13 protein-coding genes are annotated in these 16,150 nt (G+C 40.9%); 12 read left to right on the top strand and 1 reads right to left on the bottom strand.

From position 1 onward, the window contains the following. The first annotated feature begins 176 nt into the window (after nt 1–176). From KKB09_01805 to KKB09_01795, 3 genes are all read left to right on the top strand, one after another. The gene (locus KKB09_01805) at nt 177–1,577 is read left to right on the top strand and encodes a TrkH family potassium uptake protein (protein ID MBU4299929.1); all 1,401 of its coding nucleotides are present in this window, start codon (nt 177–179) and stop codon (nt 1,575–1,577) included. Between the two features lie 72 nt (nt 1,578–1,649). Beyond that, entirely contained in the window at nt 1,650–2,300 is a 651-nt protein-coding gene (locus KKB09_01800; GenBank protein MBU4299928.1) for an NAD-binding protein, read from the top strand. 156 nt (nt 2,301–2,456) lie between these two features. After that, nucleotides 2,457–3,185, top strand: coding sequence for a hypothetical protein (locus KKB09_01795; protein MBU4299927.1), 729 nt, complete (start codon nt 2,457–2,459; stop codon nt 3,183–3,185). A gap of 16 nt (nt 3,186–3,201) precedes the next feature. On the opposite strand, the gene KKB09_01790 is transcribed toward KKB09_01795, so the two are convergent. Continuing rightward, nucleotides 3,202–4,020 (bottom strand): translation initiation factor eIF-2B, encoded by an 819-nt coding sequence (locus tag KKB09_01790; GenBank protein MBU4299926.1) that lies wholly within the window; start codon nt 4,018–4,020, stop codon nt 3,202–3,204. A gap of 128 nt (nt 4,021–4,148) precedes the next feature. Between KKB09_01790 and KKB09_01785 the strand changes: the two genes are divergently transcribed. The 9 genes from KKB09_01785 to KKB09_01745 all read left to right on the top strand — a co-directional run bounded on the left by KKB09_01785 (nt 4,149) and on the right by KKB09_01745 (nt 16,130). Then, nucleotides 4,149–4,379, top strand: a complete 231-nt coding sequence (locus KKB09_01785) for a hypothetical protein (GenBank protein MBU4299925.1) — start codon at nt 4,149–4,151, stop codon at nt 4,377–4,379. Nucleotides 4,380–4,425: 46 nt separating this feature from the next. Continuing rightward, nucleotides 4,426–5,439, top strand: a complete 1,014-nt coding sequence (locus KKB09_01780; GenBank protein MBU4299924.1) for an RNA 3'-terminal phosphate cyclase — start codon at nt 4,426–4,428, stop codon at nt 5,437–5,439. 703 nt (nt 5,440–6,142) lie between these two features. Continuing rightward, the gene (locus KKB09_01775; GenBank protein MBU4299923.1) at nt 6,143–6,559 is read left to right on the top strand and encodes a translation initiation factor IF-2 subunit beta; all 417 of its coding nucleotides are present in this window, start codon (nt 6,143–6,145) and stop codon (nt 6,557–6,559) included. Nucleotides 6,560–6,671: 112 nt separating this feature from the next. Continuing rightward, complete coding sequence (locus tag KKB09_01770) at nt 6,672–7,121, top strand: hypothetical protein (protein MBU4299922.1); 450 nt, start codon at nt 6,672–6,674, stop codon at nt 7,119–7,121. A 386-nt stretch (nt 7,122–7,507) separates the two neighbouring features. Further along, nucleotides 7,508–8,989 carry an aldehyde dehydrogenase family protein gene (locus tag KKB09_01765; GenBank protein MBU4299921.1) on the top strand — a complete coding sequence of 494 codons (1,482 nt, stop codon included), beginning with the start codon at nt 7,508–7,510 and terminating at the stop codon, nt 8,987–8,989. Between the two features lie 114 nt (nt 8,990–9,103). Then, nucleotides 9,104–9,271, top strand: coding sequence for a hypothetical protein (locus KKB09_01760; protein ID MBU4299920.1), 168 nt, complete (start codon nt 9,104–9,106; stop codon nt 9,269–9,271). Nucleotides 9,272–9,708: 437 nt separating this feature from the next. Next, on the top strand, nt 9,709–11,004 hold the full coding sequence (locus tag KKB09_01755) for a hypothetical protein (GenBank protein ID MBU4299919.1): 1,296 nt from the start codon (nt 9,709–9,711) through the stop codon (nt 11,002–11,004). 53 nt (nt 11,005–11,057) lie between these two features. Beyond that, nucleotides 11,058–13,388, top strand: coding sequence for a hypothetical protein (locus KKB09_01750; GenBank protein MBU4299918.1), 2,331 nt, complete (start codon nt 11,058–11,060; stop codon nt 13,386–13,388). Between the two features lie 9 nt (nt 13,389–13,397). After that, entirely contained in the window at nt 13,398–16,130 is a 2,733-nt protein-coding gene (locus KKB09_01745) for a putative metal-binding motif-containing protein (GenBank protein MBU4299917.1), read from the top strand. The last annotated feature ends 20 nt before the right edge of the window (nt 16,131–16,150 follow it).

Raw genomic sequence — 16,150 nt, 5'->3', positions numbered from 1 at the left:
GCCATTAGGTTCAACAAAAAATGTGCAGACGAGATCAGATTCTTTTATTTTGTATTTTGAGTTTACGTAATCCGCATATTTCATAAAAGTCCCATAGTATATTATAGGTTCGTTCTAGTATATATGTGCTTTGGAAAACATTCGGCTATATATCGTTTTAAATCAAAAAAGGTCTATTGGGATTAACAATGAATCTGAAAGTGATTCTCCGTGATACGGGCGTTGTTGTAAAATATTCGAGCATTTCCTTTCTTTTTCCGATATTTGCCGCGATTTATTACGGCGAATATTTCACCATAAAATACTTTTTTATCGCTTTTTTGGCAGCTCTTGTGTTAGGCGATGCTATTGAAAAGGTCTTCAGAACTGATGAGAAAACATTGCTCAAGGAAGGGCTTATGTGCGTTTCTCTTATCTGGCTGATAATACCGCTTGTGTCTGCAATTCCGTATATCGGGCTTGCAAATATCTCTCTTCTTGAATCTTTGTTTGAAACAATGTCTGCGTGGACAACAACAGGCTTTAGCATTCTTGTTCCTGAAACGCTTCCAAAGGCAATGCTTTTTTTTAGAAGCGTCCAGCAGTGGTTCGGAGGGGTTGGGATAGTTGTCATCGCAATAGCCGGCGTATTTAACACCAGCGCGAGCCTATATTACGCAGAAGCCAGAAATGAAAAAATAAAGCCGAATATTCTTGGTACAATCAAGATGATCTGGTGGATTTATGCGGCATATACTGTTTTAGGCATCCTCTTGCTTTTTTTGGCAGGCATGACGCCGTTTGACGCGATAAACCACAGCATGACTGCAATCGCAACCGGCGGGCTTTCAACGCACAGCGAAAGCATCGCGTATTACAATAGCCCGACTGTAGAATTTATCATAATGCTCATAATGGTCATCGGCTCAATATCGTTTCTTTCGCATTACGACCTCCTGACAGGAAATTTGCGCAAATTCTTTTCTGACGTCTTTGTAAGATCGTTTATCATTCTGATAATAATCGGTACGGCTTTTGTTTATTCAGACAGGGGGCTAAGAACAGGGATATTCACCGTGGTATCGGCAGCTTCAAGCACGGGATTTAACCTGGATTCAATCAGCGCCTGGCACGGGTTTTCATATTTTGCCCTTATCATATTGATGATTGTGGGCGGCAATGCAGGCGCCACTGCATCGGGAATAAAGATAAACCGCGTGTTAGTTGCCTTGAAGTCCCTTCTCTGGTCTATGAATCGCATACGCAATCCAAGGCAGATATTCTCAAAAAGAATTGGCGATGTAAGTTATACTAACGATTCGTTGTTGAGCATATATAAGTTCATGATGCTGTATCTCTTATTATTTATGCTCGGAACATTTGTGTTTTTGTATGATGGCTATGGCCTTAATTTGTCAATGTTTCAGTCAGCGTCTGCACTGGGCAACTCCGGGCTTTCAGTTATCTCTACGTACGGCACATTTAGCATGAGTACCGCGATTTTCCTTATGTGGGCGGGCAGACTTGAAATATGGGCGGCCCTTACGCTTTTAATTTATATTGCAGTCAAGTCAATGCGCATAAGATTGCTGGGATGAATATTGATATGGTGTGCGCGCCGCAAGATAAAAACGCGCACACACCTTAAGATTTATAAAATGGTGAAAACTATGCACATAATAATAGCCGGTGGAGGAAAAATAGGGGTGTCGCTTGCTGAAACGCTTTCGGCGCATAAACACGATGTTATCCTGATAGAAGAAGATAAGCGAAAATGCCAGGAAATAGCCGATGAATTCAACGGCGTTGTCCTAAATGGCGATGCCACTGATGAAGATGTGCTGAAAGAGGCAAAAATCGGGCGTGCTGATGTTTTTGCAGCAGTCACTTCAAGTCAGGAAGCCAATTTATTGGCATGCCTTCTTGCAAAGGAGATGTCCAAGGCAAAAACTCTTGCAAGATTATCCGGTCCGGGCTATGAAAAGCTTTTCAAAAAAGCCGGAGTCGATATTGTTCTTTCTCCGGAGGACGCTTTTGCGTCCCGGCTGGAATCCATGATTGTAGAGCCGGATGTTGTTGATATCGCAATGATTCACAGAGGCAATATAGAGATGCTGGAATTTACAGTCACATTGACGTCACGGGCTCTTGGCAAAAAGGTGCTTGACCTGGAGAAGCCGAGAGGATCCCTTATTGTTGCAATAAAGGAAGGTAAAGAGTTTGTTATACCTGATGTGCATACGATGTTGAGATTAGGGGATCGTGTCATAGTGCTTGTGAAAAAGCACCTTGAAAAAGATGTGCGGAAGATGTTTCAATGATTTTATTTATTTAACGCGTTACAGTTCTTGAAAATTATTTCGATAGTACTTGAAGTTTTTTAACGCCTTTTTGGCGTTAAAAACACCCTTTTCAGTCGCAATAAGGTTGCTAAGGCAATAATCCCTATTTAAATGTTCGTATTGCTTAGTAGTAATATGAGTTTACCAAAACATTGGATACCAGTTCATAAAGAATTGTGCCAAGAATTAAAGCCATTAACTGACAAAATCGAGCAATATGTAGATTGTGAGCAGTTATATTTATTTAAAAACATCCGAGATAATCTGAGCTTGGGCATAGATCATTACGCCCGAATGAAGAAAATTTCCGGCAAAATACCGCAAAAACTATACGCTTCATTACTCAGAGAAGGCTATGACTTTGTTTTCTTAGTTCAAACAGCTAAACCCATTCAGTATTATATTATTAAGCCGGAACAAAGCTTCGATGAATTGAGTACCTCAAAAATAGCATCAGAAAAAACAGCAGGACCGAAGGTTATTACATCATTTTCATCTCCTTTCAAAGAAGGCAATGGCAAATATATTACTGAAGAATTTTTATCTCCAACAAAAGGGTGGAATCCAGTTTATTCAGAACAGCAAAATATCAGAAAGCATTATGAAATGTGGGTAACTTCTTTTGGAGAATTAATGGGTACGGTACATAAAAATGACATAATATACAATGACGACTTTTGGAAGCACTTATATTTTAATCTACTTGACAAAGATTCCAAATTAATCGATTTTGGCAATTCATACATATCTGAAACTGAAGAATTAAAAGAAGAGGAATTGTGGAACGTACATTCGTTCTTAAAGCAGATGTTTCCTGAAAAAGGTTATCAAGTAATAGAATTATTCAATGAGGCATACGAATAATGCGATGATGCTAAAATTATTTATTCAGCTCTTTCCAGCTCGCAAATATTCCTTTTTCAGTCACAACTCCTGAAATGAGCTTCCATGGCGTACAGTCAAACGCAGGGTTCAGAATTTTCGCGCCTTTCAACTCCCGGGATCTGGCTATTTCATTTACATCGCGCATCTCGAGTTCTATAGACGTTCGCCTGTCAATCTTTAGCGAATCGCCGACAAAATAAACCGGAACCTTGTGTTTTTGCGCGCAAACTGCCATCAAGTACGTGCCTATCTTGTTGTAGATTCCTTCAGGCCTTATCGAGTCGCATCCGACAAGAAAAATTCCTGCGTACTTCATATACAATCCTGCGGCAGAATCGATAATATAATCCACCGGGATTTTTGCAGCGCGCAAATCCTGCGCGGTTCTGACGCCTTGCATCTTTGGCCGGGTTTCAGTGACAATGACATTGAAATGAATTCCTCGATTTTTTGCGACTTTCATCACAAAAATGGCTTCTGAAGAATGGCAGTGCGTCATTACCACCGTATTGTCTTTTATCAGATCCGCGCCGTTTTCTGCGATGTTCTCTGCAGCGATTTCAAAAAAGCTCTTTAATTCAGCCATTACTTCTATACTTTTCCTTTTTTTCGCTGCCTCGATTACATTGTAAAGCGGCACTGCCGTTTTTCTTGAATTCGAAAGCGCGTCTGTCGCAGTAAAGAACTCTTTTTCAAACCCATGCTTTTTCGCGACGTGAATCAGTGCATCAAGCGCGGCGAGTGCAATGTTTCGCGCGCCTTGGATCTTAAGCGACTTGATGTCCTGAACGGTTTTTGCAACAAGCTTGTCCATATAAATATTATGGTTTTTTGTCTATATATTCAATCGTGCTGATTTAGCACAGGTTCAGCAATTAACCGAAATAAAAGATCACTGACAGATATTCAAAGCTCGGCATTGTTCTGGATTTTGCGCATTGTATGGATACTGAAGAGTCATTCAGTGCATACGAAGAAGCATTCTTCGGCAAAATAACTGAATTTCATATAAGCGCGCATAAAATTTCCGGCGAAGGCTCAAGGCACGCATTATTGCACAAAAAGGAAATCGCGCCGATAATCCGAAAACGCGACGTTCCATTGATACTTGAAGGCAAAATATCATCCAAAAAAGAGCTTGAAAAAGAACTGGCTTTTGCAAAAACTCTTTAAACTAGAATGCGGTGCTTATATAATATTCTTTACCGAATAAAGAATCATGCTTATCATAGACGGCTCGTACCACGAAGGCGGCGGGCAGATAATACGGACTGCTGTTGCGTTTTCCGCGCTTACCGGCAAAGCTGTGAGGATTGAAAATATACGCGCAGGAAGGCAGAATCCCGGCATTCAGGCGCAGCATCTTGCGGCAGTCAATGCAGTGGCAAAGCTCTGCAATGCAAGAGTAAAAGGTGCTTCTATGGGCTCATTGGCACTTGAATTTTCGCCAAATCCTATACAGGGAGGCTCATTTTCAATAGATATTGGAACTGCTGGATCAATCCCTCTTGTTTTTCAGGCAATTGTCTTGCCTGCACTTCATGCGCGAGAAAATGTTATTTTTGAAATAACCGGAGGAACCAGCGTCCTGTGGAGCCCGACAATAAACTACTTTCAGGACATATTCTGCTATTTTTTGAAAAAAATGGGTGTGGATATTAATGTAGGGCTTGCAAGTTATGGATTTTATCCAAAAGGCGGAGGCATTGTCAAAGCGATAATAACGCCATGCGCGAATCTTAAGCCGCTGAACCTGACAAAAAGGGGGTCGTTAGATAAAATAAATTTCCTAAGCGTTGCCTCTGAAAGCCTGAAAGGCGCAAAAGTCGCCGAAAGGCAGATTGAAGGCGCAAAAAATATCCTTAAAGAATATCACGGAAAAACAGAAATTTCTTATTGCAATACGCCGTCACCAGGATCATTCATATATCTTGACGCGAATTACGAGAACTGCAAACTGGGTGCTAGCGCAATAGGGGAGCTGTACAAGCCTGCTGAGAAAGTTGGTGAAGAGGCAGCAAACCGTCTTGATAAGCAGATGGAATCCGACGCGTGCCTTGATGAATGGATGGCCGACCAGATTGTGCCGTACCTCGCGCTTTCAGGAGGTTCGGTGAAAGTAGAGGAAATTACACCGCATGTTGAAACAAATATTTGGGTTGTTGAGCGGTTTTTGGGAAAGATATTTGAAGTTGATAAGGCGAAAAAAATAATACGTGTAAATAAGTCATAATTCCATTCGTTAATTATCGAATTCGTTAATATCTGATTTTTCGCTAGGCGCACCTCAAATGCAACATAAGATATATCGATATAGCAATATTAAAGCACACCGAAAGGCTTTTATATAGGGAAAGACATATGATAGTTATCTCGTGGGATAATACCATTTGCAATTATTCATGTTGTTTTATCTCCCTTACCGAAACCTTGAGGCGTGCGGGGCAACCTGTGCGCTTCTCGGCAACGGTTCTAATACTTTTTCTAAAAAGATTTTTTGAGGTTTCTGAATAAGCGGCCTCGATTATCTTTAAATATTTCTATCAATCATTAATTTTATGCTTGAAAAACTAGTGAATGCATACAAAGAAGCATTGGATAATAATCTGGGTTATAAAAAAATATCAACCGAAGTTATCTTTTTTAATGAATTTAAAAAATAATTATTAGATATTAATCCTGAAAGAATTACTATGGAGACGCGCCATGGAAATGTCGTTATCGGCTTAAAAATATGTCTCTTAATGAGTATTTGAGCACATTAGAAAATTATGATTCTGATAAAAAAATACGTTTTGAAACATTTATTTCGCGCGCAAATCCGGGGTGTGAGCAATATCGCGCCACCATTCAGCATAATCAAACAAGTTCAGGTTTTTGAATATTTGATTATTTTTGGATAACACCTTTAAATAACTTCCAAACAATTTGTTCTTATGGATAATTTTAATTATGATGAACTTGCAAAGCGCGCCCGTGCTCAAGTGCCTGAAAAAGTCCTGCAGAAGGAGCGCTTTGAGATACCGAAAATTTCCTCGCAGATAATGGGCAACCGCACATTTATCAAAGATTTTCTCCAGATTGCATCAACTATTCGCCGCGACCAGGAACACTTTCTGCATTATATGGCTCGTTCCCTTGGCAGTTCAGGCAACATCGAGAACGGCACGGCAATATTCATAGGAAAATTCGGCATGATTCAGATCGATGAAAAATTCAAGCGATATGTGGATGAGTACGTCCTTTGCCACGAGTGCAAAAAGCCGGACACAAAGCTATTCAAGGAAAACCGGCTCTGGTTCTTAAAATGCGAGGCCTGCGGCGCGAAGAAAAGCGTGGCGGATGTTAGATAATTCTAGAATATCGGAATAATTTGAAAACCAGTAATTAAACTTAATTAGTTGTATGTGGCGGCGCAAGCAAAGGTTTATAAAGTATTGTTACTTATAAGTAGTTTGTGATGACATGTCTCAATTTTACAAATTTTTTGGAAATCCACTAACACTTGAAGAATTTATAATTAACTTGAATGAAACAAAACCTAAAAAAGTAACTATTTCCATTGAATGTTCTCAAGGAGAAAAACATACAATTTATGAAGCAAATATTACTGACGGTAAAAACAGCATTAAGTTAATTGAAAAAAAGGCTGAAATACATCCACATAGTGAGTTATATACAACGATTGATGGATTAAAAACATTACAAGACGCATATATAGAAGCCATAACTGCCGCTAAAAAAATACAATCCACTACAATTCCAGTATATCTCGGAGAAAAGTTATTTGATGAAATTGCGGCTAATGAAATAATTAACGTTTTGAAAATAAACATCAACACATTATATCAAAGTGAAATACCAATTCGTCTGAATGAAATGACGCGTGAGGCAATAAATAAATTAGAAAAATAAATTAAATTATACTCGCGGCCAAAAGTTACTCAAAATGGTGCTGTTGCATAAGATTTATATAAGATTTATATATGCCAAAATTCTTGCTCAAATCTTAGCGTTGAACGCAAGAATTTTGAATGACTCGGTTTTAGCTTTGCAGATAACGCTAAGGTGTATGTGCTCTGCGAATTGTGCAACAGCACCACTCGATGTTGTCCACCAGCGATAAGCGCATATACGGATTCTGACAAATAATCTACTGCGAAGCGTCAGCTTCGCAGGGGGGATAAGCATGGGAAAAGACCAAGACCGGAGAAAAAAGAAGATAAACTGGAAAACATACAACAAAGCACCACTCAAAATCTCAAAAATCTATATATACATTTATGCACAATAATATATACATGTCTAACATTTTCGACGAAATCAGATTTCCTTCTGCGGCAGACGGCGTTCAAATATACAAGATGTTTATCGACGGCAAATGGGTTGAATCATCCAACCAGCACACGTTCAATGTACACAATCCTGATGATTTCTCGATAGTCGGAAAAGTGCAAAAGGCGTCAAAAAATGATGCTTTGTGGGCACTTGATTCTGCCTTCAATACAAAGGCAAAAATTGCAGGAATGTCTTCATACGAGCGCGCCCAAATCCTTGAAAAAACTGCAAAGCTTCTTAGCGATTACAAAACTTTCTTTGTCGACACAATTGTAGCCGAAGCCGGAAAGCCCGTAAAAGTCGCCGAAGGCGAAGTCGATGCCACAATCGAGAGGTTCAAGTTCGCAGCCGAAGAGGCAAAAGAGCTGAAAGGCGAAGCAATAAGCGGTGATTCTTTCCCGCACACAAAGAAAAAAATAGCAATGACTCGAAGGCAGCCTTTAGGCGTAGTTCTTGCGATTTCGCCGTTCAATTATCCGCTTTTCATTGCATCTGCAAAAATCGCGCCGGCGATAGCTGCGGGAAATGCGGTTATTTCAAAGCCTGCAAGCGACGATCCCATATGCTTGATTATGCTTGCGAAACTGCTTCAAATAGCAGGAATGCCTGACGGCACTTTCAACGTAGTTTCAGGAAGCTCCGCAGAAATAGGTGATATTCTTGTCGAAAGCGAAAAAGTTGACATGATTTCATTTACAGGAAGCTCTGAAGTCGGAATACATATAGCAAAAGCCGCAGGCATGAAAAAAATCCATATGGAACTTGGCGGAAAGTCTCCCGGAATTGTTCTTGAAGACGCAGACCTTGACCTTGCGGCAAAGGAATGTATCAGCGGCGCGCTAAAATATTCAGGGCAGCGCTGTGACGCAATAAGCAGAATTCTGGTTGTTGAAAGCGTTGCTGACGAATTTACAAAGAAAATACTTGCAGAGCTGCCGAAATGGAAGCTCGGCTCTCCGAAAAATGCGGACATCTCAATAGGCCCGATAATAAATCAAAAGGCGCTTGAAAAAATCGATGCTCTTGTTAATGACGCCGTAGAGAAAGGCGCACACCTTTTTGCAGGAGGAAAGAAAGTCAGAGGATTGTATTTCGAGCCCACGGTTCTTGGCAATGTAACAAAAGACATGCGCATAGCCTGGGAAGAGACTTTCGGTCCTGTTGTTTCAATAATTCGCGTAAAAGACTATGAAGAAGCGCTGCGCATGGCAAACGAATCGCAATACGGCCTTGACGCGTCGATATTTACGAATGATCTGAATCGCGCGTTGGATGGCGCGCTAAAGCTGATTGACGGAACAGTGCAGATAAATGCCGCGCCGATGCATGGCGTAGGCACATTCCCGTTCGGAGGCGACAAATATTCAGGAATAGGGCGCGAGGGCATAAGAACCAGCATGGAAGAAATGACAAAAATACATACGATTGTGTTTAATTTGAAGTAGAACTCAATTTTCTTTGTAATTTTATATTTCCGAAAGAATGCATCGGGCAATTTGATATAAGTTTGACGGCGCCAAACCCACAATCTTCTTTTTGTAACTCTTCTGAAGATAACAATGTTTATCGGAATTTTTGCAGGATCTCCGCCTTCGAGCTGGAGATATTCGCGCAGAGTCATATCCTTCAATCTGAGCTTCATGGAATCGCTTGAAACACCCATCAATTCAGCCATCTTGAAATTATTGAATATGTCGGATTCTACGTTTTTTATCGGCCCTACATAAGGCGCTATATCAAATTTCTTTGTAGCGGGACTTGAGCGAGGTTTTGCCATACATCGCTATTAATCAGTAGTATTTAAAAGCCTTAAACTTGCGTTCCTAATATCATATAGCATCTGTGAAATAATTAAAGCACTTTAGACATATCTTTTAAAATTAATCCTGGGCGAACCATTCGTTTTCTGCCGATTTTTGCCTTTTTCTGCCAAAATGATTAAAAACAGCCATTTCTAAAGTTTAAATCATTTCGTTTCGCTCTCGCTCACTCGTAGCTTTAAAGCCCATGGCTTTAAATAGTAGTTCGTCACATAATAATAGTGTAGCGTTACTCTTTGATAGTGGTTCATCATATATGGATAGTAACACTTTCAATGGTTTGGTCTGCTTCAGCGCAAAACAAACCTTGAAATGGCTTGAATAATGTTTGAGAGGGGATTGGTATGAAAAACGATCGGTTTGAATATTTAATTGAAGGGCTTGCAGCTGAACCGCACAGCCCTGATTACGATTCTGTTTTCTCCAGCATGATTGAGCTTGATTCAAGAGTCCGCGAAATGTCAAAAAAGCACGGCTTGTCGGCGGAAAAGATATACGGCGCAATAGATGTTGACCCCAAGATATTTTTTGCCGAGTATCTCAAAGATAAAGCCACAGGCAATGATAAAGAAGAAAACCTGTATAATGATGCTTTGCGCTTCTATTATCCCGACGTTATGGAAAAACTGGACGATCTTGAGAAACAGTTAGTTCCTGTGGAGCACAATAAATACGGCGGAATCAGCAAAACTGCGCCGAAACACATTAGAGAAATGACCACATTTGGCGCTGCAATGATTGTGCTTATGGCGCCCCCGCCGAAAAACATTTTAGGAGGTAAGGCAGTATCTGATTCTGGCGTACCCGCGCATAAGACGGAGGAATTGCCTATTAAGAAAGCGTTTGATGTTATTGATTATATTATGGGCGGCGTAATTAAGCACAAAAAAGCCTTAGCATTTGGAACAGTTGCGGCGCTTGTCGGGCTGTATGCAAGCAATGCCATTGTTAACGCAAATAAGGAAGAGCATGGCGACGCCACAGACGCAGGAATCTCAAAGGTAAAAGCAGAGATTGGTGTGGCAGGGGGCGCAGAAGGTTTATTAGAAGTTGGCGGAAACGGTAGTGATAACGTCACAATAAGAATGCCAAATGGCATTTCTTATGATAAAAATGGACGCGAAATAAAGGCAACTCCAAAACCAACGCCAACACCGCACCAGTTCACGCCTGATATGAAAGTTTTCGGAAGCGAAAACTACCAGAAAAAGGTTCAGGAGTATCTTGAGGATATTAAAAAAACTCCGGATACTTTTCGCATAAACGGAATGACTGCCCATGAATATGTTACCTACTACATAGATGAATTGTACGAGGGCGAAGAAGAAAAATATATCGATATAGGTATTGAACAATATCCTCTTAAAATTATTGACGCTTCAAATTTGATGCATATAGCACGCCATATTGAGCAGGGGCAGAATAAGACATTTCTTGATAAAATGCATAAGTGGGATGAAAAAATCAAAGGAGAAAAACGTAGTTTCTTTCACGAACATGATGCAATAAAACTTCAGACCGCTTGGGAAAAAGCGAGATATAATAGTACTGACGAACAAGTAAAAGAAGGGTTTCTTCAAAAAATGAGGTATTACACAAAAGATCCCAAATATTTTGAAGATGAGCTATCAGTAGATTAGAGCCTTATATATATATATATATTTATTTGCGCATATAATTATTGTGGCGGGTTATGAAATCAAAAATTCTTTTTGTATTTTTGTTTCTTGCGGTTTTTCATTTTTCTTCTGATAATGTAACTGCAGATGACTGTTTTCCGCTCTGCACACAAGACGATTGCGACTCAGGATATACGTATATAACTGATTGCTGCTCATCAGATTTATGCAAAAATCTTATCGGATATTGTTCGGATTGTGAAAATGATATAAAATGCGAAGCTAACTCAATTGCAGAGTACAAAGCACCTGATTTATGTATACTGCGGCTCTATTTGTTACAGCAAGCCCAGTGCAAAAAAACAACTCCATGTACATCTCCAACGCCCCGATGCTATGACGACGGCGCTACTGTAACGTGTGTTGAATGTTTAACTAATGCGGATTGCACAAGTCCAGATACCTGCGATATAGGTACGCATAAATGCAAAACCCCCCCACCAATAGGCTGCGACCAAGACGGCGACACAATAATTGATACTGCCGTAGACGCATGTTGTGTAAAATTTCCCGGAACAAAATGCCAATTATCTGGAACATACCAATGCCTGTCAGATCCCTCATGCTCAATATGCTCTGACGATGATAATGGAATAAATGTATATTATAAAGCAACGTGCAGAGACACAGCTAATGGAGTATGCGATGCAGCCAGCGGCGGATGCACTGACACGTGCGCAAGCAGTGGTTCTGTTAATGAGTTTTACTGTTCCGGTTCAGCAATCCAGACATGTGCGTCAGAAACAATCGCCTGCTCGTCAAGTGAATTCTGCTATAACGGTGTGTGCACAACAGGCCCATCTGATCCATATACTCCTGCTCCGACACCCGTGGGATGCACATGGTGGTCAACCACATTCAACATATGCTCAAGCGGATGTCCTCCCAGCTACGCAAATCAGCAGTTTGTGTGCTGCGAAACAGCACCAATAGGATGCAGAAATGCACCGCAATGCACATCCCACAATCCACAGATAGGAGAAACACCCTGCTGTACTGCCGGAGGATATTACACATGCACGGCCCAGGAGATATGCACAGAAACAGGATGCGAAAATGTATGCACAACTGCGGATAAAAACTCCGCATTATACTGCGACAAATGCGACTATTGCCAGGATGGAATACAAAACTGCGGAGAGCCGAGCACAGACGTATGCGGAGAGCCATGCCAAATTCTTTATACCGGGACATGCTATACCCAGCCAAGTTATGGAAAAGATGATTGCGGCCCAATAGGGGTAAACAAATGCCAGTATTATTGCGGCACAAGCATCTGCCTCGGGCTTGTAAGCTGCTCTTATGAAGAATATGGCTGCATTTATTCATGCCAGACAACCGGATTGGGATTTAACCCCGCCTCATGCACTGACGGCTTGCAGAATTGCGCCGAAACCTGCGTCGACGGCGGGCTGCAGTGCAACGCAGGAACAAAAGAAACAGACAACTCATACCAAATAATATATAATTTCATAGAGCCTCCGGAATTAACTAATACAAAATTGTATGTGGATCAATTAAGTTTCAACTGCATGGATGGAAAAGACAACGATCACGATTGCCTTATTGACTGTGATGATCCTGATTGTGCAACTGCGCTCGGCTGCAATTGCACGAATATAGAAGCATGTGCGGACCAAGAGCCGCCGGTTACTACAATTACATTCAATCCGCCGGCTCCAAATGCAAAGGGGTGGTATTTGACAAATGTTATTGCAACACTAACCTGTGTAGATCCGGAACCGTCATCGGGATGCTCGCCAAAATACAAGCTTGATAACGGCACATGGACTAATTATTATCTGCCATTTTTAATAGTGGGAAATGGAATACATACGATTGAATATTATTCAGAAGACGGTGCCGGAAATATTGAGCTGGTAAAAACAGCAGTATTGAAAATATATACCTCCCAGCCGTTCGCTATATTGGCAAATGATCAAAAAATTGTTGTATTGCTCGGAGAGGAAGGGCAGGCAACTGCCAACATAAAAAATCTGCAAAGCACAAGCGATATTATGGAGTTTTCAGTTTTTGGACTGCCTCCAAAAATAGATTATTGGATATGGTTTACAGGGAAAAAAGAAACCAACCGCCAAAAAACATCAATTTCGCTCCTGCCCGGGGAAGAAAAAGTTGTATCGATTAATGTATTCGGCGGCGAGGTGCTTTCAGGCGGAAGAATAAACCTTACAGCAGAATCATCGGACAAAGGAGTTGCAAAAAGCGTTATTTTTGATGTCAGCATAGTCTACTCAGAAGACGGGCTAACTGCGCAAACGCCCGAATTCGGATGGCTCGGCTTTGCATCAATTGCACTTTTAGGTGCGCTTATGTTATTATAGGGATCTATTATGAAATACCTCTTTATTGCATGTTTTATAACTTTGGCAATCATTAGCTCTTCTGCGCATGCAGCAGTCTCTCAAGAAATAAAATATTCTTCAGGCACTTTTAGCGGTGCGTCTCCGACAGTATCGATAGGCGGGAACTGCCCGCCGATTGGCCTTGTAATGATTGTCAAAGGAATCTGCGAAGGAACAAATTCAATAATATATGGCTGCGGCCCGACTAATTCGGCGTACTCGAATTTTGGAAAATTAATACAGCACTATGCAAACGTTTCTGTAGAAGGCACTTGCTCGATAGGCAATTGCACCGCGTGGCTGAATGATACAATAACTGAAATATGCTCAAATACTAACAGCACACTTTTAAATAATACGCCGCTCAAAGCCAACTGCAGCGGCTCGATAATTGCAGAATCAGCAACTATTTTAGGAGGGCATAATACGAGCTGCAGTGTCGGAGGATGCAATACGTTCAACTGCGATATAAATACTCAATACGCTCCGTGCACAATAAATCCGAGAATAATCATAAACGGAACAACCTATAATTATGTCGGCATGATAAACGACACTTCAGTTATATCAATCCTCATAAACCAATCAAAGCCGGCATGGTCTCCTTTAACTTTTGTGCCCGGAAGCCTTCAGCTCGGAAATAATCTGCTCGATATGAGTGCCCAGAACCTCAATAAATTCAACTACACAATTTACTGGTATGAGGAAAACGTTACACAGGGAAGCGACAATGACGGCGACGGATATTACACTGATGCCTGCACAATGGGAAATGACTGCGATGACAGCGACCCAAATGTAAATCCCGGGCGTGCCGAAATACCCGGCAACCGCAAAGACGACAACTGCGACGGGATTGGAGATAGCCTGATTATATCTTCAATTAATAATATAACGGCAAACTGCCAATACTTCCCGCAAATGCCCGCGTATTATTGCACAAAAAAAGTTCACTGGGTTGCAACAGGCAATATGCGGATTCAGGAGACTAACGATTTGCCGATAACAAAAGCATACTATATGAGAAGCGGTGTAGCTTACCAAAACGGATCCAACAGCAATATTGTTATAAGCAATTTTTCAATATATTTTGATTCCATAACCACAGACACAACATACGCTTTGCTGAAAGACGATTCGAACACATTGGTTTCTGTCCGGATAAATAATTTTGATGCGAACAATCTGAAAGTTTCGTTATTTAATAGTACTGGCTGGAACACTGTTGTGGCAGACATAAAGAATAAAACGTGGTATAACTTTTCTTTTGTTTTTGATGAATCTGCCAATACAATGGCTTTAAAAATAATCGGAGACGGCTATCCGGAAGTTTCATCAATCATCGGCGTTTCTGGAGCGCTTCCGGCAATAAAATGGATTGCGTTTACAAGCAATGGCGCATGGCTGGATAATGTGAATATAATCAAAAAAGACATGAGCGGTACCATTATTTCCGAGTTTTATGATGATTTTGAGACACAGGAAATTGGAGATAAAATCATATATGATATAAATGAAGCCGGATGGTTTGATATAAATATTACGAATGATATAACACTCACCAATAACCTCGTTTTCCATGCAAAAGGCAATTTTTCTGCAAAGAATATTTACGCATCCGGAATTTCTTCAATGAGCGACGGATCAGGCAAATCAATTACGATAGAGGCCAAAATGATAAAAGCAACCTCTTTGTATACTTATGGCGCATACTGCAGATTGGGTTGGGGCTGTTCGAGTTGTGGTACTGCTTGCCATTCAAATAGTGGCGGCCCGATCATACTAACCGGAGATATGATAGATATCGGTACGATAAATGCGGACGATGGTGTGGGATTGTACGGCCGTGGGGGTACAATTATAGTTACTGGCAATATTACAAAAATAGGCCCAATTTCATCTAAGGGGGAAACATATACGGACATCAGTTATAACGGTTGGTATAGCAGCGGAGTGGGCTCCGGCGGTTCGGTTATAATCAAATCAAAGAAAAAAGCAATTATTGGAAACATCAATCTGAATGGTGCCAATAGCGCGGGTGATGATTGCTGGGGCACTTCAGGAGGTAATTTAAAAATAGCTGCGGATAATTTAACATTAGGCGCTGTTACTGCAAATGGCGGAATGAGTGGTGGACCCGGAGGCTCAACTAAACTATATGCGGATAATTACATAATCGGTCCGATAACTGAACGTGGCGCTAACGGCAGACATGATTCCGATGATGGTTGGGATGGATGGTGTGGTCGTCCCGGCAACGGCGGCTTTATAGGACTGTTTTCAGATTCCGGTTATTTAGCGCCCACATATATTTTTGATGTAAGCGGAGCTGCAACATATTATTGCACATCGTGCACGGGTTGTTGTTGGTGGGCGTATGGCGCAAACGGCAAAGTAGTTATCGCAAACAGAACCGTGCCCGGCTTATCAATATTAGAAACAAATATAAGCGCGCCAGTAAACGGCACTTACGAAATCAAGATAAAAAACACATCTGACGAATATATATACGGATTAAACAAGGAAGATTTCTTTGAATGGGCCAAAATAAAGAATAAATACATAACTATTGCAATCGGATTAAAAAATAAATTCAATATCCGGCTTGGAACAGATTACAAATTAATTATTGACACAACAAATGAATCGTATTACAACATATCCAGATGCGGCAAAGAAGCGCGATGCCGCACTTCTATAATACCGTATATCATGTATTGAAGCGCGTGACTCTGGAAAAG

Source organism: Nanoarchaeota archaeon (assembly GCA_018897155.1).
GTDB lineage: Archaea > EX4484-52 > EX4484-52 > EX4484-52 > LFW-46 > LFW-46.
This window is presented reverse-complemented; position numbering and strand designations above follow the sequence as displayed.

What these genes read in the sequence shown, in the direction of transcription:
- KKB09_01800 (MBU4299928.1), top strand. Translation starts at nt 1,650, where the DNA reads ATGCACATAATAATAGCCGGTGGAGGAAAAATAGGGGTGTCGCTTGCT.
- KKB09_01795 (MBU4299927.1), top strand. Translation starts at nt 2,457, where the DNA reads ATGAGTTTACCAAAACATTGGATACCAGTTCATAAAGAATTGTGCCAA.
- KKB09_01790 (MBU4299926.1), bottom strand. Translation starts at nt 4,020, where the DNA reads ATGGACAAGCTTGTTGCAAAAACCGTTCAGGACATCAAGTCGCTTAAG.
- KKB09_01785 (MBU4299925.1), top strand. Translation starts at nt 4,149, where the DNA reads ATGGATACTGAAGAGTCATTCAGTGCATACGAAGAAGCATTCTTCGGC.
- KKB09_01780 (MBU4299924.1), top strand. Translation starts at nt 4,426, where the DNA reads ATGCTTATCATAGACGGCTCGTACCACGAAGGCGGCGGGCAGATAATA.
- KKB09_01775 (MBU4299923.1), top strand. Translation starts at nt 6,143, where the DNA reads ATGGATAATTTTAATTATGATGAACTTGCAAAGCGCGCCCGTGCTCAA.
- KKB09_01770 (MBU4299922.1), top strand. Translation starts at nt 6,672, where the DNA reads ATGTCTCAATTTTACAAATTTTTTGGAAATCCACTAACACTTGAAGAA.
- KKB09_01765 (MBU4299921.1), top strand. Translation starts at nt 7,508, where the DNA reads ATGTCTAACATTTTCGACGAAATCAGATTTCCTTCTGCGGCAGACGGC.
- KKB09_01760 (MBU4299920.1), top strand. Translation starts at nt 9,104, where the DNA reads ATGTTTATCGGAATTTTTGCAGGATCTCCGCCTTCGAGCTGGAGATAT.
- KKB09_01755 (MBU4299919.1), top strand. Translation starts at nt 9,709, where the DNA reads ATGAAAAACGATCGGTTTGAATATTTAATTGAAGGGCTTGCAGCTGAA.
- KKB09_01750 (MBU4299918.1), top strand. Translation starts at nt 11,058, where the DNA reads ATGAAATCAAAAATTCTTTTTGTATTTTTGTTTCTTGCGGTTTTTCAT.
- KKB09_01745 (MBU4299917.1), top strand. Translation starts at nt 13,398, where the DNA reads ATGAAATACCTCTTTATTGCATGTTTTATAACTTTGGCAATCATTAGC.